Below are 21,158 nucleotides of genomic sequence, written 5' to 3' on the forward strand. Positions count from 1 at the left end.
GGGGCTTGCATCCTGCGATGCAAGCCCCGGATCTCCGTCGCCCGCCCGGCGCGGCCGGCACGGCCCCGTTCCTAGCGTCTCGTCACGTCAGACCCACGACGACGACCAGGGGGGACTCCCGTGACCACCACCGTTCTCGAACCACCCGCACCGACCACGCAGCGCGGCTTCACCGCGTTCGTCCGGCGCAGCCCGCTGCTCGCGTTCTTCGTGCTCGCCAACCTGGCGAGCTGGGTGGCCTGGCTGCCGTACATCCTGTCCCGGCACGGCCTCGGCGTCTGGGACTTCTCCTTCCCGGGCGGTGAGGGCGGCGGGCAGCTGCTCGGCATGCTGCCGGGTGCGTACCTCGGGCCCATCGGCTCGGCACTGCTCGTGACCGCGCTGTGCGACGGGCGCGCCGGGCTGCGCCGGTGGGCACGTCGCCTGTGGCGCTGGCGCGTCGGGTGGCGCTGGTACGCGGGCGTGCTGCTCGGCGTCCCGGCCGTCACGATCGCCTCGCTCCTGGTGGTCACCGGCGGCGACGTGCACGCACCCTCGGCGGCCGTCCTCCTCGCGTACGTCCCGGGGCTGGTCGCGCAGATGGTGACCACGGGCCTCGCCGAGGAGCCGGGCTGGCGCGACTTCGCGCTCCCCCGCGCGCAGCGCCGGTTCGGGCCGCTGCCCGCCGTGCTGCTCGTGGGCGTCCTGTGGGGCGTGTGGCACCTGCCGCTGTTCCTCACCGAGTGGGGCGGGTACCCCGACGTGCCGTGGCACCGGCCGCTCGCGTTCGTGCTGTTCTGCGTCGTGTTCAACGTCGTCATGGCCTGGGTGTTCAACAGCACCCACGAGAGCCTGCCGATGGCGATGCTGCTGCACGTCGGCGTCAACACCTACGCCTCGCTCGCGGGCGAGCAGATGTTCCCGACGGTCGACCGCGACTCCTTCCAGCTCGCGCTGATCCTCGGCTCCGTCGTCGTCGGCGGCGTCCTGCTCGCCCGGACCCGCGGGCGGCTCGGGTACCGCGGCGGGGCCGCACCCCTATCGTGACCAGCGTGACCAGCGAGACCAGCGAGACCGGCGTGACCAGCCGGCGCCCGCGCCCCGCACGGTTCGTCGTCCCGGCGACGTGCGGGGCGCTCGCGCTCGCGCTGCACGTGGTCGCCGCCGTGCTGCACGCCGCCGAGCCCACCGCCGTCCGGGGCATGCCCGCGCTCGGCTCGCCGACGTGGTGGTGGGGTGCGGCGGTCCTCGTCGCGCAGGGGGTCGTGCTCGCGCTGCGGCCCCGCGCGACGCCGTGGCTGCTCGTCGCCGTGGCGGTCGGGGTGCCCGCGCTGTCCGTCCTGGGCGAGGGCGTGGGCGTCGGGCTGCTCGCGGTCGTCGTCGCGGCGTACGAGGCGACGATCGGGGTGCTCACGACGGCGTCGTCGGACGTGGCACGACGAGCCCCGCGGCTGCGCACGCTCGCCGGGTTCGCCGCAGCCGCGCTGCTCGTCGGCGCCGGGGTCGCCGCGAGCGAGCTGCGCCTCGGCAACGCCGCGTCCCTCGCGGTCGTCGGCGGGCTGCTGCAGGCCCTCGGCACGGTCGGGCTGCCCGTGCTCGCCGCGACCGTCGTCGGCTCGCGGCGCGACGCCCGCGCCGCGCACGCCGACTCCGCCGCCGCCCGCGCGCGCGAGCACGACGCGCTCGTCCGGGTCGCCGTCGAGCGCGAGCGGACCGCGATGGCCCGCGAGCTGCACGACATCGCCGCGCACCACCTGTCCGGCATCGCCGTGATGAGCGGCGCGATCGGGCGGCAGATCGACGTCGACCCCGAGGGCGCCAAGGCCGCGGTCGCGCAGGTCCGCGAGCAGAGCACCGCGATGCTGCGGGACCTGCGCCACCTCGTCGTGCTGCTGCGCGACGACGACCGTGCCGTCGCAGATGGCGACGGACGGGCCGACGGGGGCAACGGGGGCATGGACGGACGCGACGGCGTCGTGCGCATGGAGACGCTCGCAGGCGTCGCCGAGCTCGTCGAACGCGCGCCCGGCGCGACGCTGCGCCGGTCCGGTCCGCTCGACGCGCTCGTCGAGGACGGCGCGCTCGGGCCGCTCGCGCAGCTCGTCGTCTACCGGACGGTGCAGGAGGCGCTCGCCAACGCGAGCCGCCACTCGCCCGGCGCGACCTGCGAGGTGCACCTCGACGCGACCGACGGCACCCGGCTCGAGGTCGGTGTCCGCAACGGGGCGCCGACGACGCGAGACCTGCCGCCGCACGAGCCGGGCTACGGGCTCGTCGGCATGCGTGAACGCGCCGAGGTCACCGGCGCCACGCTCCGGTACGGTCCCACCGCGGAGGGCGGCTGGGTGGTGCACCTGACCGTCCCCACGACGACGGGGGGACGCGCATGACGACCGAGGTGGACGGATCGGCGACGGGCGACGTGCGCGTCGTCGTCGCGGACGACCAGGCACTCGTGCGTCTCGGGCTCGCGACGATGCTCGACACCGAGCCCGGCATCACCGTCGTCGGGCAGGCCGCCGACGGCGCGACCGCGGTCGAGCTCGCACGCACGCTGCGGCCGGACGTGGTGTGCATGGACATCCGCATGCCCGGCACCGACGGCATCACCGCGACGCGCGAGCTGTGCGGACCCGACGTCGAGGACCCGGTCCCGGTGCTCGTGCTCACCACGTTCGACGTCGACGAGTACCTGTTCGGCGCGCTCGAGGCCGGCGCGTCCGGGTTCCTGCTCAAGGACGCCGAGCCCGCGACGATCGTCGACGCCGTGCGCTCGGTCGCGGCCGGGCAGGGCATGCTCGCCAACGCGCTGACCAAGCGCGTGCTGCGCGAGGTCGTCACGCGCCGGCGCACGCAGCCCGTCGTCGCGGCGCGCGCCACCGAGCTGCTCACGCCGCGCGAGCTCGACATCCTGCTGCTCCTCGCGCAGGGCATGTCCAACGAGGAGATCGCCCGCACGCTCGTGCTCGAGGTCTCGACCGTGAAGTCCCACCTGGCGCGCGCGATGCCGAAGCTCGGCGTCAGGTCGCGCCTGCAGGCCGTCGTGTGGGCGTACCAGAACGGCATCGTGGAGCTCGGCGGCTGACGGCGCGCCACCCGGGCGGGCCGTCCGAGCAGGCCATCCGAGCGGGCCGTCCGAGCAGGCCCTGCATCGAAGGATGCAACCCGCGCGGTGCCGCCGTCGGAGGCTCGTGGCGGCACGCCCCCGATTCCTAGCGTGATCAGCGACATCGACCACGCAGGAGGACCCCGTGACCACCACCACGACCACCACGACACGCACCGACGTGTCCGTCCGGCTCACCGACGTCCACAAGACGTACCGCGGGAGCACGACCGAGGTGCACGCGCTGCGCGGCGTCTCGATGGAGCTGCGCAAGGGCTCGCTCACCGCCGTCGTCGGCCAGTCCGGCTCCGGCAAGTCGACCCTGCTCAACTGCGCGGCGGGGCTCGACGTCCCGACGAGCGGGCGCGTCGTCGTCGGCGAGCAGGACCTCACCGGCCTGTCCCCCGACGCGCTCACGCAGTTCCGCCGCGACCGCATCGGGTTCGTCTTCCAGGCGTACAACCTCATCGGCCACCTCACGGTCGCCGAGAACATCCAGCTCCCGCTGCTGCTCGGCGGCCGCACGCCCGACCTCGGCTGGCAGGCCCAGCTGCTCACGGCGCTCGGCCTGCGCGGCCTCGAGGACCGCCTGCCCGGGCACCTGTCGGGCGGGCAGGCGCAGCGTGTCGCGATCGCCCGCGCGCTGTTCACGCGGCCCGAGGTCGTGTTCGCCGACGAGCCGACGGGCGCGCTGGACTCGCGCAGCGGCGAGCAGGTGCTCACGCTGCTGCGCGACACCGCGGCCTCGCTCGGGCAGACCGTGGTGCTCGTGACGCACGACAGCCGCGTCGCCGCGACCGCCGAGCGCGTGCTGCTCATCGCCGACGGCGTCATCGCCGACACGCTGGACGCGCCCACGGCCGAGAGCGTCAACGCGCTCATGCTCGGCCTGGGCCACGGTGCCGGACCCGGTGCCGGTGCCGGGTCCGTCTCGGGTGCGGGGCGGTGAGCGGCATGTGGTTCCTCGCCCGGCGCGGTGCGCGCGCCCACCGCGGCAGCCTCGTCGCGACGTCGCTCGTGCTCGTGCTCGCCGGCGCGCTGCTGTCCATGACCGGCTGGCTCCTGGTCGCCGGTGTGACGGGCGGCGACGACGACGGGAGGGCCTCCGAGCTCGTCGCGCTGTCCACGTCCTTCGCCGGGACGGCCCTGTCCCTCGTCGTGCTCGTCGTCGCCGCGACCGTCACGCTCGCGCTGCGCCGGCGCCGCGGTGAGCTCGCGCTGCTGCGCGCCGTCGGCGCGACGGGGCGCCAGGTCCGCGCGCTGGTGCGCGGCGAGGTGCTCACGACGACGCTCACCGCCGCACCCCTGGGAGCGGTCGGCGGCCTGGGGCTCGCGTGGCTGCTGCGACCCGTGCTCGAGGACGCGGGCTTCCTCGTCCCGCACGTGCCCGCGGCACTCCTGCCGCTGCCCGTGCTCGGCGCGACGTTCCTGCTCGTGCCGACCGCGCTCGTCGCCGCGCGGATCGCCGCGCGGGAGTCGCTGCGCCTGTCCCCGACCGCGGCCGTCGGCGGCAGCCGCGTCGAGTCGCGCGAGGTCGGGCGCGTGCGTCGGGCCTGCGCGCTCGTCCTCGCGCTGGGTGGCGTCGCCGTCGCGTGCGCGCCGTTGCTCGTCCCGGGCGCGTTGGGCGCCGCGACGGCCGCCGTCTCGGCGTTCCTGCTCGTCGCCGCGGCCGCGCTGGCCGGACCGCTGCTCGTCGCGTGGACGTTCGACCGCGTGGCCCGCTACGCCGGGCGGGGTCCGCGCGGCCGCGCCACCACGCGGCTCGCGGTGGCGAACGTGCGCGGCTTCTCGCGGCGCCTCACGACGGTCGTCGTGCCGCTCGCGCTGCTGCTGGCCGTCGGGACCGTTCAGACGAGCGTGAACCGCGCCGTGGCGGTCGCCGCCGACACGCAGCTGACCGAGGCGGTCGGGACGGACCTCGTCGTGACCGACCCGTCCGGCCCGGTCGATCCGACCGTGCTGCGGGGCATCGAGGGCGTCGCCTCGGTGACCCCGCTGGCCGTACAGCCGGCACAGGTCCGTGTCGAGGGCGACTCCGCGTTCGGCGAGGGGTTCGCGTGGGAGTCGACGGCGATGCGCGTGATGCCGGCCGGGACCGGGCCGGACGTGCTCGACCCGGGCGTCACCGCGGGGTCGCTCGCCGAGCTCGGCGAGCCCGGGACCGTCGCGGTCAGCACCGACGCGCGTCTCGAGCTGGGCGCGCGGCTCGGCGGGACCCTGACCTGGCGGCACGACGACCGCGAGATCACGTCGCGCGTCGTGGCGGAGTACGACCGCGGCCTCGCGCTCGGCCCGCTGCTCGTCTCGGCCGAGGCGCTGGCGGCCGAGGGCGTCACGGCGGCGCCCGACACGCTCCTGGCCGAGACGACGGGCGCCGGGGTGGCCTCGGCGGTGACGTCAGCGGGCCTCGTCGCGCAGGACGTCGACGCGTACGTCGACGCCGTCGCGCAGACCGCGGCGGACGGTCAGGACCTGTCCACCGTGCTCGTCCTGCTCCTGCTCGGGTTCGCGGGGATCGGCGCGGCCAACGCGGTGGTGCTCGCGACCGCCGGGCGCCGCGACGAGCTGCTGCTCCTGCGCCGCACCGGCGCGACGCGTCGCCAGCTGCTGACGACGACGTTCACCGAGGCGCTCGTGACCGGCGCGAGCGCGTGGACCATCGGCGTCCTCGCGGTGCTGCCCGCGGTGCTGGGCGTGACGTTCGGGCTGCTCGGCCCCACGCTCCCGGTGGTGGACCTGCCGGCCGCGGCGGCGCTCACGGTCGCGGTGCTCGCGGTGCCGGTGGTGTGCACGCACGTGACCGTGAGCCGGGCGGACCGGGCGGCGTCGCTCGCGGGCGGCCGCAACGCGTGACGTGGCCCGTGCGTCGCGGAGCACACGCGACGGGACCCCGTCCGCTCAGGGGGGCGGGGCCTCGTCCCGCCGGCGCTGGACGTCCTCGTGCATCGAGAAGAACAGCGAGTACGGCGTCCCGTCGGGCTCGGGAGCGCGGTCGGCGTACTCCTGGAACAGCGCGCCCAGGCGGTCGTGCAGCTCGCGGTACGACTCCTCGCGCAGGCGCAGGCCGAGGCGGACCATCGGCTGCGCGTCGAGGTCGTCGACGAGCGCGAGCTCCTCGAGGAACGCGTCGACGAGCACGCGCGCCTGGCCCGGCCGCGAGGGTGAGCGCCACGACTTGCGGGTCGCGCGGTACGGCACCTCCCGGGCGCCGCGGGCGCCCCGCCGCACGGGCTCGGCCGCGAGGAAGCCGCGGTCGACGAGCGTGCGCACGTGGTGCAGCACGGTGGCCGGGTTGCGGCCCAGGCGCTGCGCGATCTCCCGGTTGGTGAGCGGCTCGTCGAGGCACAGCCGCAGGATCCGGATGCGCAGCGTGGACGCGAGCGCGCGGGCGTCGGCGTCCGGGTCGTGCGGCACGTCCGGCGCCGTGGCGTGCGCCGGGTCGGCGGCCTCGTCGTCGGTCATGCCACCATCCTGCCACTGATTGACTTTTCCCAATCACTTGCGGACCCTGGTGCTGTGACCACGCAGCCCCCCGTCGACGCCGCGCCGCCCGACACCGCCACGAGGGCGACGCCCGCGCGCCGATCGCTCGTGCACCACCGCGACTTCCGGTGGCTGTGGGCCGGCGACGCGCTCGGCCAGCTCGGCGCGCAGCTCACGCTCCTCGCGCTGCCGATCTACGCGGTCGAGCACCTGCTCGCGACCGAGTGGCAGATGGGCGTGCTCACCGCGACCGAGACCGCCGCGTTCCTCGTCATCGGCCTGCCCGCCGGCGCGTGGGTCGACCGCATGCGCAAGCGCCGCGTGCTCGTGACCGCGGACCTCGTGCGCGCCGCCGCGCTCGCGGTCGTCGTCGCCGCCGCGCTCACCGGCCGCGCGAGCATGGCGCTGCTCGTCGCCGCCGCCGCCGTCGTCTCCGTCGCGAGCGTGTTCTTCGACGTCGCGCACCAGAGCTACGTGCCGGGGCTCGTCGGCCTCGAGCACGTCGTCGAGGGGAACTCCAAGCTCCAGGCCACGCAGTCCGTCGCGCAGGTCGCCGCACCCGCGATCGGCGGCGCGCTGCTGCGCGTCGTCAGCGCCCCCGCGCTCGTCGCCGTCACCGTGGTGACGTACCTGTTCTCCGCGTTCGGCGTCGGACGCATCGCCGCACGCGAGGACCTGCCGCCCCGCGAGGACCGGCGCCCGCTGCGCGCCGAGATCGCCGAGGGCCTGCGGTTCGTCGTGCACCAGCCGCTGCTGCGGCGCATCGTCGCCACCACGTCGATCTCCAACTTCGGCAGCGCGGTGACGGGCGCGGTCCTCGCGATCTACGCGCTGCGCGTCCTGGGGTTCGACACCGCGACGTACGGCGCGATCGCGTCGGCGTCCGCCGCGGGCGGCCTGGCCGGCGCGTTCGCCGCCGACCGGCTCGCGCGGCTCGTCGGCGAGTCCCGGGTCATCCCGCTGTCGGCGATCCTGTTCGGCGTCGCCGGGATCGCGACGCCGCTCGCCGGCGTGCTGCCCGGGCCCGCAGCGCCCGTGCTCATCGCCGGGCTCGCGGTGATGTTCTTCGGCGTCGTCGTCTACAACGTCACGCAGGTGAGCTTCCGGCAGCGCCTGTGCCCGCCCGCGCTGCTCGGCCGCATGAACGCGTCCGTGCGGTTCATCGTGTGGGGCTCGATGCCGCTCGGCGGTCTGCTCGGCGGGTGGCTCGGGCACGCCACCAGCGTCATGACGACGCTGTGGGTGGCCGCCGCGATCGGCATCGTCGCGACTCTCCCCGTCGTCCTCTCCCCGCTCCTGCGCGCCCGCGACCTGCCGCCGACGCCCGTGCACGACGCGCCGACGGTGGCCTGACCGCCGGCTGCGGGGCCTACAGGTCGTACTCGACGACGAGCGGCGCGTGGTCGGAGAACCGCGCGTCGTACGAGGCGGCACGGTCGACGGTCGCCGAGACCGCGCGGTCCGCGAGCGCCGGCGTCGCGACCTGGTAGTCGATCCGCCAGCCCGCGTCGTTGTCGAACGCCTTGCCGCGCCACGACCACCACGTGAACGGCCCCGGACCCTCGCCGCCGAGCTCGCGGCCCAGGTCGCGCCAGCCGAGCTCGTCGAACCACCGGTCCAGGTACGCGCGTTCCTGCGGCAGGAACCCCGCCGACTTGAGGTTCCCCTTCCAGTTCCTGATGTCCGCCTCGCGGTGCGCGATGTTCACGTCGCCCGCGACCACGGCCATGCCGCCCTCCTGCGCGATCTGCGCCATGCGTGCGGTCACGACCTCGAGGAACGCGTACTTCTCGTCCATCGACGGCGTGCCGAGCGTGCCCGAGTGGACGTACGTCGAGACGACCGTCACGGTGCGCGGGCCCGTCCCGTCGTGCGCGTCGACCTCGAGGTCCGCCTCGACCCACCGGCCCGAGTCGCCGGGCACACCCGTGCCGAGCCCGATGCGCACCGCCGTCATCGGCAGGCGCGTCGCGATCGCGACGCCCGAGCGCCCCTTCGTCGTGGACTCCTCGTGCGCGAGGTGCCACTCGCCGGGCGACAGGTGGTCGGCGAGGATGTCGTCGGTCGCGCGGACCTCCTGCAGCAGCAGCACGTCGGGCTTGCGCGTGTCGAGCCACTCGCCCATCCCGCGGCGGAACGCCGCCCGGATGCCGTTGACGTTGACGGTCGCGATCGTGAGCACAGCAGTCCTTCCTCCTCGCGCGGGCCGGTCCCCCGCGCGGTCGTCCGGGACGATCCTGCCTCATCCGGCGGACGAGCCCGGTCGACGTCCGCCCCGCCTCGCCTCCACCCCACCGGGCACGAGCGACGCGTATCAGGGCGCAGCACGCACGGCTCCTTGCCCTCGTACGCTGCCGCGAGCCCCGACCCGACCCGCGACGCCCACGACTGGTCCCGCACCCGCGGTCCGGAGGCGACATGGTCACGATGAACGGGTGGCCCGACGCCCGCACCGCCGACGTCACGCGCATCCACGTCGGCGACGACCACGACGGAGCCGAGGTGCGCACGGGCGACGTCGCCCGCGCGTTCGTCTGGCTCCTCGAGCAGCTCGACGCGCGGGTCGAGAAGGTCACCGTCGTGAACGGGCACCGCACCCGCGCGCGGAACGCGCAGGTGGGTGGCGCCCCCAGCTCGAACCACATCTCCGGCACGGCGGTCGACGTCAACGGCCGGACGCACCCGTTCGAGGCGCACCTGCACGGCGCGCCGTTCACGTCCGGGTTCACCGCGGCCCAGGAGCGCGAGATCCGCAAGATCTTGGGCGAGGCCGGCGGGCTGTTCCGGTGGGGCCTCGACTTCCCGCGCGGCCGCCGGGACGCGATGCACTTCGAGCTCGCCGGGGGCACCACCCCGGCGACCGTCCGCGCGTTCGTCGAACGCGTCACCACGAAAGGCAAGCAGCTGGCGGACCAGGTCCAGGTCCCGGAGGAGGACGACATGCCGACCGTCGACGAGATCGCCCGTGCGGTCTGGGGGTACAAGAACAGGGAGCTCGAGCGCATCGACACGTACGCGCTCCTGCGCCGCACCAACGCGAACGCGCAGGCCGCAGCGAAGGGCGTCATCGACGTCAAGCTGCTCGCCGAGGCGATCGCGCGCGCCCTGCCGGACGGGGCCCTGACGAAGGCCCAGGTCAGCCGCGTCGCCCGCCTGGCCGCCAAGGACGTCCTGAGCAAGGCATGACGACGGGCACGGGCGTCGGCCCGGGTGTCGGCCCGGGTATCGGCCCGGGTATCGGCACGGCCGGGCCCGACGCCTCAGTCCTCGCGCCCGGCCTCGTCCGCGAGCCGGTCCTTCCAGCGCTCCTCGACCTCGCGTGCGGCCTCGGCGTACGAACGCTCCGCCCGCTGATGGTCACGTTCCTGGTCACGCTCGACCTGGGCCGCGGGCTCCTGCGCGGCGAGCGCGGCGATGTCGACGTTCGTCGCGAGCTGCCAGACGCCGACGAGCGTGAGGACCAGCCCGATCAGCGCGGCGATGATGCCGAGCACGACGAGCGCGGGCGCCCCGTCGGTGTCGCCCACCCCGAGGGTCGCGTCCTCGATCGCTGACAGCCAGCCCCAGATGCTCGCCAACGCACCCACCAGGAGCGTGCCCACGCCCCACACGAGGATCCCGGCCGACGGGCCGAACTTCCGCGCCATCGCACACCCCTTCGCCCGTGCCCGCGACCCGGGCGGCTGGTCCGCAGCCTAGGGCCGCGGACCGGACCGCGGGGGCGTTCCGGCGGATCTGGTGGGCGCCGTCGGCGACTCGTCGACGCAGACGCGACGAGGCCCCGACCGCGCGTCCGGTCGGGGCCTCGTCGTGGGTCGTCAGCCGGCGAGCCGCTCGGCGGTGTCGACGACGTTGCTCAGCAGCATCGCGCGCGTCATGGGGCCGACCCCGCCGGGGTTCGGCGAGACCCACGCGGCGATCTCCTTCACGCCCGGGTCGACGTCGCCCACGACGCGCGACCTGCCCGTCTCCGGGTCGGTCGCACGCGAGACGCCCACGTCGACGACGATCGCGCCGGGCTTGACGATGTCCGGCGTGATGATCCCGGGGACGCCCGCGGCGGCGACGACGACGTCGGCGTTGCGTGTGTGCTCCGCGAGGTCGTCGGTGCCGGTGTGCGTGAGGGTGACGGTCGCGTTGATCGCGCGTCGCGTGAGCAGCAGGCCGATGGACCGGCCGACCGTGACGCCGCGCCCGACGACGACCACGTCCGCGCCCTGCAGCGAGATCCCGTGCCGCTCGACGAGCTCCACGATGCCGCGCGGCGTGCACGGCAGCGGGCTCGTGACCGGCTCGTTGACGCGCAGCACGAGGCGTCCGAGGTTCGTCGGGTGCAGGCCGTCCGCGTCCTTCTCCGGGTCGATGAGCTCGAGCACGCGGTGCGTGTCGATGCCCTTCGGCAGCGGGAGCTGCACGATGAAGCCGGTGCACGCGGGGTTCTCGTTGAGCCGGCGCACGGCCGCCTCGATGTCCTCCTGCGTCGCGTCGCCCGGCAGCTCCTCCTGGATGGAGGCGATGCCGACCTCGGCGCAGTCGCGGTGCTTGCCCGCGACGTACCACCGGCTACCGGGGTCGTCGCCGACGAGCAGCGTGCCGAGGCCGGGGGTCACGCCGCGCGCGGCGAGCGCCGCGACGCGCTGCGTGAGCTCCGCCTTGATCGTCGCCGCCGTGGCGGTCCCGTCGAGGATCTGGGCCGTCATGCTCAGTACTGCTTGAGCGTCGGGTACAGGGGGAACTCGGCGGTCAGCTTGGCGACGCGCGCCTGCAGGGCCGCCACGTCGGCCTGCTCGCCGCCGACCAGCGCGGTCGCGATGATGTCCGCGACCTCGGTGAACTCGGCGTCGCCGAAGCCGCGCGTCGCCAGCGCCGGGGTGCCGATGCGCAGGCCCGAGGTGACCATCGGCGGGCGGGGGTCGTTCGGGACCGCGTTGCGGTTCACGGTGATGCCGGCCTCGTGCAGCAGGTCCTCGGCCTGCTTGCCGTCGATCGCGGCGTCGCGCAGGTCGACGAGCACGAGGTGCACGTCGGTGCCGCCCGAGCGGACGGTGATGCCCGCCTCGGCGACGTCCGCCTGCGTGAGCCGGTCCGCGATGATCGCCGCGCCGCGCACCGTGCGCTCCTGACGGTCGCGGAACTCGGGCGTGCCGGCGACCTTGAACGCCACGGCCTTGGCGGCGATGACGTGCATGAGCGGGCCGCCCTGCTGGCCCGGGAACACCGCGGAGTTGATCTTCTTCGCGATGTCCGGGTCGTTGGTCAGGATGAAGCCCGAGCGGGGGCCGCCGATGGTCTTGTGCACCGTGGAGGACACGACGTGCGCGTGCGGCACCGGGGACGGGTGCACGCCCGCGGCGACGAGGCCGGCGAAGTGCGCCATGTCGACCCACAGGTACGCGCCGACCTCGTCGGCGATCGCGCGGAACGCGGCGAAGTCGAGCTGACGCGGGTACGCCGACCAGCCGGCGATGATGACCTTGGGCTTGTGCTCGATCGCGAGGCGGCGGACCTCGTCCATGTCGACCAGCGAGGTCTGCTCGTCGACGCCGTAGGCCACGACGTCGTACAGCCGGCCGGAGAAGTTGATCTTCATGCCGTGCGTGAGGTGGCCGCCCTGGTCGAGCGCGAGGCCCAGGATCGTGTCGCCGGGGCGCGCGATGGCGTGCAGCACGGCCGCGTTCGCGGTGGCGCCGGAGTGCGGCTGGACGTTCGCGAACTGCGCGCCGAACAGCTCCTTGGCGCGCTCGATCGCGATCGTCTCCGCGACGTCGACCTGCTCGCAGCCGCCGTAGTAGCGGCGGCCGGGGTAGCCCTCGGCGTACTTGTTGGTGAGCACGGAGCCCTGCGCCTGCAGGACGGCGAGCGGGACGAAGTTCTCGCTCGCGATCATCTCGAGCGTGCCCTGCTGGCGCGCGAGCTCGCCGTCGAGGACGGCGGCGATCTCCGGGTCGAGGTCGGCGATGTTCTGGTCGAGCACGTTGTCGCTCATGCGGCTGCTCCTGTCGCAGTCAGGTACGAGCGGGGGCGCGATCGGCGCCCACGCACACGGATGGTCCGGTGATGAGGCGACCGAGGGCCCAGGCGTCCGACCCCGTGGTCCAGCTGCTGCGTCGCTCCCCGGTGGTGACCCACCTCTGCGCCAGTCGCGACGCGCTCACCCTACCAAGCCCACCCCGAGCGCCCTTCCCCTTTCCGGTCTCGAGCGCCCGGCACGAGCGGGGCCCGCGGCGCCGGTCAGGCCGTGGACGGCGGGGTCTCCAGCTGGGCGAGCCAGCGTCGCAGGATGCCCTCGAGCGCCGCGACGTCCTGCGGGTCGAGGGCCGCGAGCAGGCGGTGCTCGTTGGCGAGGTGGTCGGTGAACGCCGCGTCGATGAGCTCTCGCCCGGCCGCCGTGAGCGCGACGAGCCGCGAGCGCGCGTCGTCGTCGGCCACGCGTCGCACGACCAGGCCCGCGCGCTCGAGGCGGTCGATGCGCTTGGTCATCCCGCCCGACGTGACGAGCGTGTGCGCCGCGAGGTCACCCGCGGTGCGCTCGTACGGCTCCCCGGCGCGGCGCAGCGTCGCGAGCACGTCGAAGTCGCCCTCCGAGAGCCCGTGCCTGCCGTACACGGCCACGAGCTCGTCCGTGACGTGCCCCGCGACGCGGTGCAGCCGGCCGATGACGCCCTGCGGTGACGGGTCGAGGTCGGGGCGCTCACGCCGCCAGGCGGCCTGGACGAGGTCGAGACGGTCGGGTGTGGCGGACATCTCGCCACAATATCTTCCGAGCAAGATAGATTGTCTTCCATGGAAGGCAATCTGCGGCACATGGCGCTCACCGCGTACGCACCCCTGACCTGGGGCGCGAGCTACTACGTCACGCGGCACCTGCTGCCCGCGGACTCGCCGCTGTGGGGCTCCGCGCTGCGCGCACTGCCCGCGGGCCTCGTGCTCCTGCTCGTCGCGCGCCGCATGCCGCACGGCTCGTGGTGGTGGCGCTCGCTCGTGCTCGGCACGCTCAACATGGGCGCGTTCTTCGTCCTCGTGTACGTCGCGGCGCAGCTGCTCCCGACGAGCGTCGCGGCGACCGTCATGGCGACCTCGCCGCTCGTCATGATGCTCATCGCGTGGGCGCTCGTCGCGCAGCGCCCCGCACTGCCCGCCGTCGCGGGCGGCCTGCTCGGGCTCGTCGGGGTCGGCGCGATGGTGCTCACGGGAGGCACGTCGCTCGACCCGCGCGGGCTCGTCGCGTCCGTGTCCGCGATGCTCATGTCGAGCGTCGGGTTCGTGCTCGCGCAGCGCTGGCACGACGACCGGGTGGACGTCGTCTCCTCGACCGCGTGGCAGCTCGTCGCCGGCGGGACCACGCTGCTCGTCGCGGCGCTCGTCGTCGAGGGCGCTCCCCCGCGTCTCGACGGCCCGGCCAGGGCCGGCATGGCGTTCCTGTCCCTGGCCGCGACCGCGCTCGCCTACCTCGCCTGGTTCGCCGGTCTGCGCCGGCTGCCCGCCGGGACCGTCGGGCTCGTCGGGTTGCTCAACCCCGTGGCGGGGCTCGCGCTCGGGCTCCTCGTCGCGCACGAGCGGCTCACGCTGCAGCAGGCTGCGGGCGCGCTCGTCGTGCTCGCGGGCGTCGCGCTGGGCCACCCGACCCTCGCACGCCGCACCCGCAGCGAGAGCACCCCGGCAGCACCCGCCGACGCACCCGTCGAGACGCGCACCGCCTCGAGGGACCCGCGCCGACCCGTCACGACCGGCGCCGGAGCCGCGTGACCTAATCCCCACCGGACCACTAGCGTCGGTCGCCATGATCCTGTGGCTCAACGGAGCGTTCGGCGTGGGCAAGACGACCTGCGCGACGCAGCTCGCCGCGCGGCGGCCGCACACCCGGACGCACGACCCCGAGGCGCTCGGCTGGTGGCTGAGCCGTACCGTGGGCCGCGTCACCGGCGTGAGCGACTACCAGGACCTGCGCGCGTGGCGCCGCGGGACCGTGCGGGCGACGTCCCGACGAGCCGACGGCACGGACCTCGTCGTCGTCCCGATGTCGCTGCTCGACGCGGCGCACGCCGACGAGGTGCTCGGCGGCCTGGCAGCGCGCGGGCACGAGGTCCGGCACGTCACGCTGCACGCGTCGCCCGACGAGCTGCTCCGCCGCATCGACGCCGACACCACCGACCCCGGCGCACGCGCATGGCGGCGCACGCAGGTCGCGCGGTACTCGGCCGCGGCGGACCACCTCGCCGCGCGCGGCCCGGTCGTCGCGACCGACGGCCGCACCCCCGACGAGGTGGCCCGGGCCGTCCTGGCCCACCTGCCCTGACACGAGCAAGCGCACTGCTCGAGAGGTCGTGAGCGGCCCGGGAGGTCGTGACTCGCTCGGGAGGTCGTGACTCGCTTGGTGAGTCGTGCGGAGGACTGCGCGACTCACCGAGGAACGCACGACTCAGCGAGGAATGGCCGACATCCCGCGAGGCCTTGCGGTCCGGGCGGGGCGGGCGTAGCGTCGTATTCAACGTTCAGGTTGAATACAAGAACGGCCGGCACACCCCGGCCCGGAGGACACCCGTGGTGGAGGACGACGAACGGCTCGACCGGGCTTTCCTGGCCCTGGCCGACCCCGTGCGTCGCCAGATCGTCGCTCGCCTGTCGCGCGGCCCCGCCACCGTCAACGAGCTCGCCGAACCGCACGCCATCTCACTGCAGGCGGTCTCCAAGCACATCCACGTGCTGGAGCAGGCGGGCCTCGTCACCCGCACGCGCGACGCGCAGCGCCGCCCCGTGCACCTCGCCCCCGAGGCGCTCGAGCGCCTCACCGCGTGGATCGACCGCTACCGGCTGATCCACGAGAGCCGCTTCCGGTCCCTCGACGCGCTCCTCGCGCAGGACCACCCCCAGCAGGAGGACCCGTCATGACCAACCCCGTGCAGATCGACGCGCCGGCCGGCGTCCCGTTCATCGACATCACCCGCGAGTTCGACGCGCCGGTGGCGCGCGTGTTCGCCGCGCACGCCGACCCGACCCTCCTCGCGAAGTGGGTGGGCCCGCAGGGGCTGTCCACCGAGATCGCCGAGTGGGACTTCGTCTCCGGCGGGCGGTGGAGCTTCGAGCAGACCGAACCGAGCGGCGAGACGTACGGCTTCCGCGGCACGTTCCACACCGTGCGGACCGACGAGCTCGCGATCCAGACCTTCGAGTTCCTCGGCTTCCCCGACGTCGTGGCCATCGAGACGCAGCGCTTCGTCGACCTCGGCGACGGCCGCACGCGCCTCGAGATCCACTCCGTCTACCCCACGCTCGAGTCGCGCGACGGCATGGTCGCGAGCGGCATGGAGCGTGGCGTCACCGAGGGCTACGCGCGCCTCGACGCGATCGTCGCGGCCTGACAGGCCACCCCCACCCCACCGACGAAGAAGGAGCACGACGATGGGCATCGTCCGCCCGCACCTCTGGTTCTCCGACGACGCGCTCGAGGCCGCCCAGTTCTACGTCTCGGTGATCCCCAACTCCCGCATCCTCAACGTCTTCGAGGCCCCGACCGACATGCCGGGCGTCACCAAGGGGCAGCCGTTCATCGTCCAGTACGAGCTCGACGGCCAACGCGTCGAGGCGCTCAACGGCGGCCCGACGCTCCAGCTGAACGCGGCGTTCTCGTTCATCGTGGACTGCGCCGACCAGGCCGAGGTCGACCACTACTGGGACGCGCTGCTGGCCGACGGCGGCGAACCCGTCGCGTGCGGCTGGCTCACCGACCGGTTCGGCGTCTCGTGGCAGGTCGTGCCGATGGCGCTCATGGAGCTCACGCTGGGCGCTGACGCCGACCCCGACGGCAAGGCGCGGGCGACCGAGGTCATGCTCACGCAGACCAAGATCGAGATCGCCCCGATCGAGGCCGCCTACCGCGGCGAGTGACGGCCATGAGCCCGATCGGGTCGATCTGCGCGGCGGGGCGGGCCGTCCGCTCGGAACCGCACCTCCGCGCCGCGGCGCGGCGGTAGGTTCGCCGCCATGCGCAGGTCGTCCGCCCGGGTTCGCGCCCTCGTCGTCATCCCCACCGTGCTCGTCCTGGGTGCGTGCTCGTCGGGGGTCTCCGGCGGCGAGGCGGACGCGTGCAACCACGTGCACGCGTGGAGCACCGGCGGGCAGGTCCCGGACGAGTTCGAGGAGACCGTCGCCACGTCGCGCGACCGGCTCGGCGAGGCGCAGGACGGCCCGGTCGCCGACGCGCTCGAGGCGCTGGCGGCCACACCCGACGACGCGCAGGCGGCCGGCGCGGACGCGTTCCTGGCGGTCTGCGCCGACGAGGGCTGGGACCTGCCCGAGGGCTGAGACGACCTCGCGGGTCGCGTCTCAGCCGAGGTCCCACAGCGCGCGGTAGTACGCCGTGCGCTCCGGGTCAGGGTCGATTCCGTACGCCTCGAGCAGGGCCTCCTCGTAGCCCGGCCCGTAGTTCCACTCGGTGCTCCAGGTCGCCACGGCCAGGTCGGCCCAGCGGTCCGCGACGCCCAGTCGGCCGAGGTCGACGTGCGCTACCCACTCCCCCGCATCGTCGAGCAGCGTGTTGGGGACGCACGGGTCGCCGTGGCACACGACGAGCCGGTCCACGGGCGGCGGCGGCCCGAGCCGGCGGGCGGCGTCCCGGTCGGCGACCCGGGCGAGCCGCTCGTCGACCGACCAGGTGAACGGGCAGTCGGCCACCGGCAGCGCGTCGTGCAGCGCGCGCAGTCCCCACCCGACCGCCCGGACCGCGTCGAGCGGACGCGCGAGCCACACCGGGTCCACCGCGCTGCGGCCCGGCACCGCGCGCGTCACGAGCCACGAGCCCTCGTCGTCGCCGCCGTGCTGCACGACGGGCGGCACGGACGTGTACGCCGCGGCCCAGCGCAGGCGCTCCGCCTCGGCCGCGAGGTCGAGCGGCGTCCCGGCGGGCGCCCACTTGACGTACAGGCCGTGCACGGGCGCGACGAACGTCGTCCCGCCGTCCTCGTTGCGCCACACCGCGCGCACGGGCGGGTCCGCCACGAACGGCGCGTCACCGACGAGCGCGTACACCTGGTCCGGGACCTCGACGGGTCCCGTCGGCGCCCCGGCGAGCGCGCGGCTCACTCGTCGTCGGCGGGGGTGTCGACGAGCGACTTGCGCAGGAACGCGTACGTCAGGTCCCCCGCGGTCTGGTCGTGCTGGTGCTCGTAGCCGTGCTTGGCGTACAGCGCGATGTTCTGCACCGAGTCGCGGCCGGTGAAGACCCAGACCTCCTCGATGCCGTCCGGCAGGTACGGCAGGATCGCGAGCAGCAGCTGCGTGCCGAAGCCCTTGCCCTGCAGGTCGGGCGCGACCGCGAACCGGCCGAGCGTCGCCTTCTTGTCCTCGATGAGCACGCGGATCGAGCCGACGAGGCGGTGGCCGTGCCAGCCGCCGAGCGTCACGACGTCCTCGCGCTGCAGGTCCTCGACGAGCTCCTCGATGGTCTGCGTGAGCGGCGGGATGTTCGGGTCGCCGTACTGCTGGGCCTCGGTGACGAACGCGGCGCGCCGCAGCGTGAGCAGCTCGCCGGCGTCGTCGGTGGTCACCGGGCGGATGTCGAGGTCGGCCGTCATGCGGCCATCGTGTCAGCCGCGCGGCGCGGCGCACTACTCTCGGGACTCGTGTCCCACACTGCGAGCCCGACGACGCCCGGCGAGACCCACTGGGTCCTGACCCTCTCGTGCCCGGACCGCCCCGGGATCGTCCACGCGGTCGCGGGGCTGCTCGCGGACCACGGCGGCAACATCACCGAGTCGCAGCAGTTCGGGGACCCGCTCACGGGCCTGTTCTTCATGCGCGTGCAGGTCACGTCCGCGGTCACGTACGACGAGCTCGCGGGCGCGCTCGAGCGCATCGCCGCCTCGTTCGACATGACGTGGTCGCTCGACGTCGCGGGCCGGCCGGTGCGCACGCTCGTCATGGGCTCGACCGCGGCGCACTGCCTCAACGACCTCGCGTTCCGGCAGCGCTCGGAGAAGCTGCCGGTCGACCTCGTCGCCGTCGTCTCGAACCACACCGTCCTGGAGCCGCTCGCGGACTTCTACGGCATCCCGTTCCACCACGTCCCGGTGACGGCCGCGACCAAGGCCGAGGCGGAGGCGCGGCTCCTGGAGCTGGTCGAGGAGCTCGACGTCGAGCTCGTCGTCCTCGCGCGGTACATGCAGATCCTGTCCGACGACCTGTGCCGCCGCCTCGAGGGCCGCGTCATCAACATCCACCACTCGTTCCTGCCGTCGTTCAAGGGCGCCCGCCCGTACGCGCAGGCGCACGACCGCGGCGTCAAGCTCATCGGCGCGACCGCGCACTACGTGACGGGCGACCTCGACGAGGGGCCGATCATCGAGCAGGACGTCGAGCGCGTGGACCACACGCAGTCGGTCGACGACCTCGTCGCGCTCGGGCAGGACGTCGAGCGCCGGGCGCTGGCCCGCGCGGTGCGCTGGCACGCCGAGCACCGTGTCCTGCTGGACGGCCACCGCACCATCGTCTTCCGCTGACCCGTGAGGTCGTGCGTTCCTCGCGAAGTCGTGCGTTCGTCTGCACGACTTGGCGAGAAACTCGCGACTTCGCGACGGAGCCGCGACCGGCGGCGACCTGTCGGCGGTGGGCGTTAGCGTCGGGGCGTGGCGCGCAGGCTTCCTCCCGTGAGCGACGACGAGGTCGTGGTGCGGTCCGCCGTGGGGCGGTTCGAGGACTTCGCCGAGGTCGTCGGCGTCAAGAAGCCCGGCGGTGCCGGGTGCTGGTGCGTGTCCTACCGGGACTCGCGGGTCGCCAACGAGGACCGGCCCGCGTACATGCGTGACGCGTGCTCGCGCGAGCCCGGGCCCGGCGTGCTGGCGTACGTCGACGACGAGCCCGTGGCGTGGTGCTCGGTCGCGCCGCGCAGCTCGTACCGGCGACTCATGGCGTCCCGCACCATCCCGTTCGTCGACGAGCGCGACGCGTGGAGCGTCGTGTGCTTCGTCGTGCGCGGCGGCCACCGCGGCCGCGGGCTCATGGCGCCGCTGCTGCGCGGCGCCGTCGAGCACGCCGCTGCCCACGGCGCCGGGGTGGTCGAGGGCTACCCGGTGCAGGTCGCGCCCGGCGAGCGCGTCGACGTGATCTCCGGGTACGTCGGGACGACGCGCCTGTTCGAGCGCGCGGGGTTCACGGTCGTCGCGCCGACGACCGGACGCAGCGGCGGCCGCCCGCGCGTCGTCGTGCGCAAGGAGCTCATGGACTGACCCGCGGCGGGTGCCGGGCTCCGACCGAGCGTCAGCCGCCCAGGAGCGCCGCGAGGCGGGTGGGCCCGTCGTCGAGCGCGTCGTCGTCGACGTCCACGACCTTGTCGCGGCTCGTCACGCCCGTCACGAGCGCGACGTGCCGGCGCCGCACGCCGAACGCGTCCGCGACGGCCGAGAGCGCCGCCTCGGTCGCGGCGCCGTCCACGGCGCGTGCGGACACGGCGACGACGAGCGCGTCACCGTGTGCACCACCGACGCGCGTGCGCGACGCGCCCGGCTTGACCCGGATCGCGACCCGCACGGCTCAGCCCCGCTCCCGCACGCCGAGGCGGTCAGACGAGACCGAGCGCGCGCACCGCCTCGCGCTCCTCGACGAGTTCCGCGACGGACGCGTCGAGCCGGGCGCGCGAGTCGGCGTCGAGCTCGAGGTCGGGCACGATCGACCAGGACGAGCCGTCGGACGTCACCGGGAACGACGAGATGAGCCCCTCGGGCACGCCGTAGGACCCGTCGGACACGACGCCCGCGGACGTCCAGTCGTCGGCGGGCGTGCCGTCGACCCACGTGCGCACGTGGTCGATCGCGGCGTTCGCCGCCGACGCGGCCGACGACGCACCGCGCGCCTCGATGATCGCCGCGCCGCGCTTGGCGACGGTCGGGATGAACGTGTCGGACACCCAGGCGGCGTCGACGAGGTCCGTCGCGGGCGTGCCGGCGACGGTCGCGCGCGTGAGGTCGGGGAACTGCGTCGCGGAGTGGTTGCCCCAGATCGTGAGGTGGCGGATCTCGTCGACGTGGCGACCGGTCTTCGCGGCGAGCTGCGCGAGCGCGCGGTTGTGGTCGAGCCGCGTCATCGCGGTGAACCGCTCGGCGGGCACGTCGGGCGCGTGCGACGCGGCGATGAACGCGTTGGTGTTGGCGGGGTTGCCGACGACGAGCACCTTGACGTCGTCCGCGGCGCCCGCGTTGATCGCGGCGCCCTGCGGCGCGAAGATCCCGCCGTTCGCGGACAGCAGGTCGCCGCGCTCCATGCCCTTGGTCCGGGGGCGGGCGCCGACGAGCAGCGCGACGTTCGTGCCGTCGAACGCCGCGTTCACGTCGTCGGTGATGTCGATGCCCGCGAGCAGCGGGAACGCGCAGTCGTCGAGCTCCATCGCCGTGCCCTCCGCGGCGCGCACGGCCTGCGGGATCTCGAGCAGGCGCAGCCGCACGGGCGTGTCCGGTCCGAGGAGCTGCCCCGACGCGATGCGGAACAGCAGGGCGTACCCGATCTGCCCGGCGGCACCGGTGACGGTGACGACGGCAGGGGTCTTCTCGGCGTGGGGTGCGGACACGGGCGGGCTCCTTCGGTCGACCGGGCGTGCGGCTCG

The 21,158-nt window shown here is 74.5% G+C and carries 25 protein-coding genes and 1 riboswitch; of the genes, 15 read left to right on the forward strand and 10 right to left on the reverse strand.

Features of this window, described 5'->3' with window-relative positions:
• Positions 1 to 120 precede the first annotated feature (120 nt).
• The 5 genes from F1D97_RS15530 to F1D97_RS15550 all read left to right on the forward strand — a co-directional run bounded on the left by F1D97_RS15530 (position 121) and on the right by F1D97_RS15550 (position 5,938).
• Positions 121 to 1,026: a CPBP family intramembrane glutamic endopeptidase gene (locus F1D97_RS15530; RefSeq protein WP_236121396.1), complete on the forward strand. Its 906-nt coding sequence runs from the start codon at positions 121 to 123 to the stop codon at positions 1,024 to 1,026.
• Positions 1,027 to 1,031: 5 nt separating this feature from the next.
• Entirely contained in the window at positions 1,032 to 2,369 is a 1,338-nt protein-coding gene (locus tag F1D97_RS15535; protein ID WP_236121397.1) for a sensor histidine kinase, read from the forward strand.
• Complete coding sequence (locus F1D97_RS15540) at positions 2,366 to 3,064, forward strand: response regulator (protein WP_236121398.1); 699 nt, start codon at positions 2,366 to 2,368, stop codon at positions 3,062 to 3,064. Before F1D97_RS15535 ends, F1D97_RS15540 begins: the two co-directional genes overlap by 4 nt.
• 166 nt (positions 3,065 to 3,230) lie before the next feature.
• Positions 3,231 to 4,034 (forward strand): ABC transporter ATP-binding protein, encoded by an 804-nt coding sequence (locus F1D97_RS15545; protein WP_236121399.1) that lies wholly within the window; start codon positions 3,231 to 3,233, stop codon positions 4,032 to 4,034.
• Positions 4,035 to 4,039: 5 nt separating this feature from the next.
• Positions 4,040 to 5,938 (forward strand): FtsX-like permease family protein, encoded by a 1,899-nt coding sequence (locus F1D97_RS15550; protein WP_236123635.1) that lies wholly within the window; start codon positions 4,040 to 4,042, stop codon positions 5,936 to 5,938.
• Positions 5,939 to 5,983: 45 nt separating this feature from the next.
• On the opposite strand, the gene F1D97_RS15555 is transcribed toward F1D97_RS15550, so the two are convergent.
• Positions 5,984 to 6,547, reverse strand: coding sequence for an ArsR/SmtB family transcription factor (locus F1D97_RS15555; RefSeq protein ID WP_236121400.1), 564 nt, complete (start codon positions 6,545 to 6,547; stop codon positions 5,984 to 5,986).
• 54 nt (positions 6,548 to 6,601) lie between these two features.
• Between F1D97_RS15555 and F1D97_RS15560 the strand changes: the two genes are divergently transcribed.
• Positions 6,602 to 7,921: an MFS transporter gene (locus F1D97_RS15560; protein ID WP_236121401.1), complete on the forward strand. Its 1,320-nt coding sequence runs from the start codon at positions 6,602 to 6,604 to the stop codon at positions 7,919 to 7,921.
• Positions 7,922 to 7,937: 16 nt separating this feature from the next.
• Here F1D97_RS15560 and F1D97_RS15565 read toward each other — a convergent pair whose 3' ends face one another.
• Positions 7,938 to 8,750 carry an exodeoxyribonuclease III gene (locus tag F1D97_RS15565; RefSeq protein WP_236121402.1) on the reverse strand — a complete coding sequence of 271 codons (813 nt, stop codon included), beginning with the start codon at positions 8,748 to 8,750 and terminating at the stop codon, positions 7,938 to 7,940.
• A 236-nt stretch (positions 8,751 to 8,986) separates the two neighbouring features.
• Between F1D97_RS15565 and F1D97_RS15570 the strand changes: the two genes are divergently transcribed.
• Complete coding sequence (locus F1D97_RS15570) at positions 8,987 to 9,754, forward strand: D-Ala-D-Ala carboxypeptidase family metallohydrolase (protein ID WP_236121403.1); 768 nt, start codon at positions 8,987 to 8,989, stop codon at positions 9,752 to 9,754.
• A 74-nt stretch (positions 9,755 to 9,828) separates the two neighbouring features.
• Here the strand turns inward: F1D97_RS15570 and F1D97_RS15575 are convergent, their stop codons facing one another.
• The 4 genes from F1D97_RS15575 to F1D97_RS15590 form a co-directional block, all read right to left on the reverse strand.
• Positions 9,829 to 10,215 carry a hypothetical protein gene (locus F1D97_RS15575; protein WP_236121404.1) on the reverse strand — a complete coding sequence of 129 codons (387 nt, stop codon included), beginning with the start codon at positions 10,213 to 10,215 and terminating at the stop codon, positions 9,829 to 9,831.
• A gap of 171 nt (positions 10,216 to 10,386) precedes the next feature.
• Positions 10,387 to 11,268, reverse strand: coding sequence for a bifunctional methylenetetrahydrofolate dehydrogenase/methenyltetrahydrofolate cyclohydrolase (locus tag F1D97_RS15580; RefSeq protein WP_236121405.1), 882 nt, complete (start codon positions 11,266 to 11,268; stop codon positions 10,387 to 10,389).
• 2 nt (positions 11,269 to 11,270) lie between these two features.
• A complete protein-coding gene (glyA, locus tag F1D97_RS15585; RefSeq protein WP_236121406.1) occupies positions 11,271 to 12,554 on the reverse strand; it encodes a serine hydroxymethyltransferase in 1,284 nt (427 codons plus the stop codon).
• 79 nt (positions 12,555 to 12,633) lie between these two features.
• Positions 12,634 to 12,722, reverse strand: a riboswitch (ZMP/ZTP riboswitch).
• A gap of 77 nt (positions 12,723 to 12,799) precedes the next feature.
• Positions 12,800 to 13,312, reverse strand: a complete 513-nt coding sequence (locus tag F1D97_RS15590) for a MarR family winged helix-turn-helix transcriptional regulator (protein ID WP_236121407.1) — start codon at positions 13,310 to 13,312, stop codon at positions 12,800 to 12,802.
• Positions 13,313 to 13,351: 39 nt separating this feature from the next.
• On the opposite strand from F1D97_RS15590, the gene F1D97_RS15595 reads away from it, so the two are divergent.
• The 6 genes from F1D97_RS15595 (at position 13,352) to F1D97_RS15620 (ending at position 16,870) form a co-directional block, all read left to right on the forward strand.
• Positions 13,352 to 14,314, forward strand: a complete 963-nt coding sequence (locus F1D97_RS15595) for a DMT family transporter (RefSeq protein WP_236121408.1) — start codon at positions 13,352 to 13,354, stop codon at positions 14,312 to 14,314.
• A gap of 34 nt (positions 14,315 to 14,348) precedes the next feature.
• A complete protein-coding gene (locus tag F1D97_RS15600) occupies positions 14,349 to 14,864 on the forward strand; it encodes an AAA family ATPase (protein ID WP_236121409.1) in 516 nt (171 codons plus the stop codon).
• Between the two features lie 245 nt (positions 14,865 to 15,109).
• The gene (locus F1D97_RS15605; RefSeq protein ID WP_236121410.1) at positions 15,110 to 15,457 is read left to right on the forward strand and encodes an ArsR/SmtB family transcription factor; all 348 of its coding nucleotides are present in this window, start codon (positions 15,110 to 15,112) and stop codon (positions 15,455 to 15,457) included.
• Positions 15,454 to 15,927 (forward strand): SRPBCC family protein, encoded by a 474-nt coding sequence (locus F1D97_RS15610; protein WP_236121411.1) that lies wholly within the window; start codon positions 15,454 to 15,456, stop codon positions 15,925 to 15,927. The genes F1D97_RS15605 and F1D97_RS15610 overlap by 4 nt, the downstream gene beginning before the upstream one ends.
• Positions 15,928 to 15,967: 40 nt before the next feature.
• Positions 15,968 to 16,453 carry a VOC family protein gene (locus tag F1D97_RS15615; RefSeq protein ID WP_236121412.1) on the forward strand — a complete coding sequence of 162 codons (486 nt, stop codon included), beginning with the start codon at positions 15,968 to 15,970 and terminating at the stop codon, positions 16,451 to 16,453.
• 96 nt (positions 16,454 to 16,549) lie between these two features.
• A complete protein-coding gene (locus tag F1D97_RS15620) occupies positions 16,550 to 16,870 on the forward strand; it encodes a hypothetical protein (RefSeq protein ID WP_236121413.1) in 321 nt (106 codons plus the stop codon).
• Between the two features lie 21 nt (positions 16,871 to 16,891).
• On the opposite strand, the gene F1D97_RS15625 is transcribed toward F1D97_RS15620, so the two are convergent.
• Together F1D97_RS15625 and F1D97_RS15630 are read right to left on the reverse strand one after the other, a co-directional pair.
• Positions 16,892 to 17,647, reverse strand: coding sequence for an aminoglycoside 3'-phosphotransferase (locus F1D97_RS15625; RefSeq protein WP_236121414.1), 756 nt, complete (start codon positions 17,645 to 17,647; stop codon positions 16,892 to 16,894).
• Positions 17,644 to 18,138 (reverse strand): GNAT family N-acetyltransferase, encoded by a 495-nt coding sequence (locus F1D97_RS15630; protein ID WP_236121415.1) that lies wholly within the window; start codon positions 18,136 to 18,138, stop codon positions 17,644 to 17,646. The genes F1D97_RS15625 and F1D97_RS15630 overlap by 4 nt, the downstream gene beginning before the upstream one ends.
• A gap of 48 nt (positions 18,139 to 18,186) precedes the next feature.
• Here F1D97_RS15630 and purU point away from each other — a divergent pair, with 48 nt between their 5' ends.
• On the forward strand, positions 18,187 to 19,062 hold the full coding sequence (purU, locus tag F1D97_RS15635; RefSeq protein ID WP_236121416.1) for a formyltetrahydrofolate deformylase: 876 nt from the start codon (positions 18,187 to 18,189) through the stop codon (positions 19,060 to 19,062).
• 147 nt (positions 19,063 to 19,209) lie between these two features.
• Entirely contained in the window at positions 19,210 to 19,788 is a 579-nt protein-coding gene (locus tag F1D97_RS15640; RefSeq protein ID WP_236121417.1) for a GNAT family N-acetyltransferase, read from the forward strand.
• A 31-nt stretch (positions 19,789 to 19,819) separates the two neighbouring features.
• On the opposite strand, the gene F1D97_RS15645 is transcribed toward F1D97_RS15640, so the two are convergent.
• Both F1D97_RS15645 and F1D97_RS15650 read right to left on the reverse strand, forming a co-directional pair.
• Positions 19,820 to 20,089, reverse strand: coding sequence for a DUF167 domain-containing protein (locus tag F1D97_RS15645; protein ID WP_236121418.1), 270 nt, complete (start codon positions 20,087 to 20,089; stop codon positions 19,820 to 19,822).
• Positions 20,090 to 20,120: 31 nt separating this feature from the next.
• Positions 20,121 to 21,122 carry a malate dehydrogenase gene (locus F1D97_RS15650; protein WP_236121419.1) on the reverse strand — a complete coding sequence of 334 codons (1,002 nt, stop codon included), beginning with the start codon at positions 21,120 to 21,122 and terminating at the stop codon, positions 20,121 to 20,123.
• Positions 21,123 to 21,158: the final 36 nt, after the last annotated feature.

The organism is Cellulomonas palmilytica (genome assembly GCF_021590045.1).
Classification (GTDB): domain Bacteria; phylum Actinomycetota; class Actinomycetes; order Actinomycetales; family Cellulomonadaceae; genus Cellulomonas; species Cellulomonas palmilytica.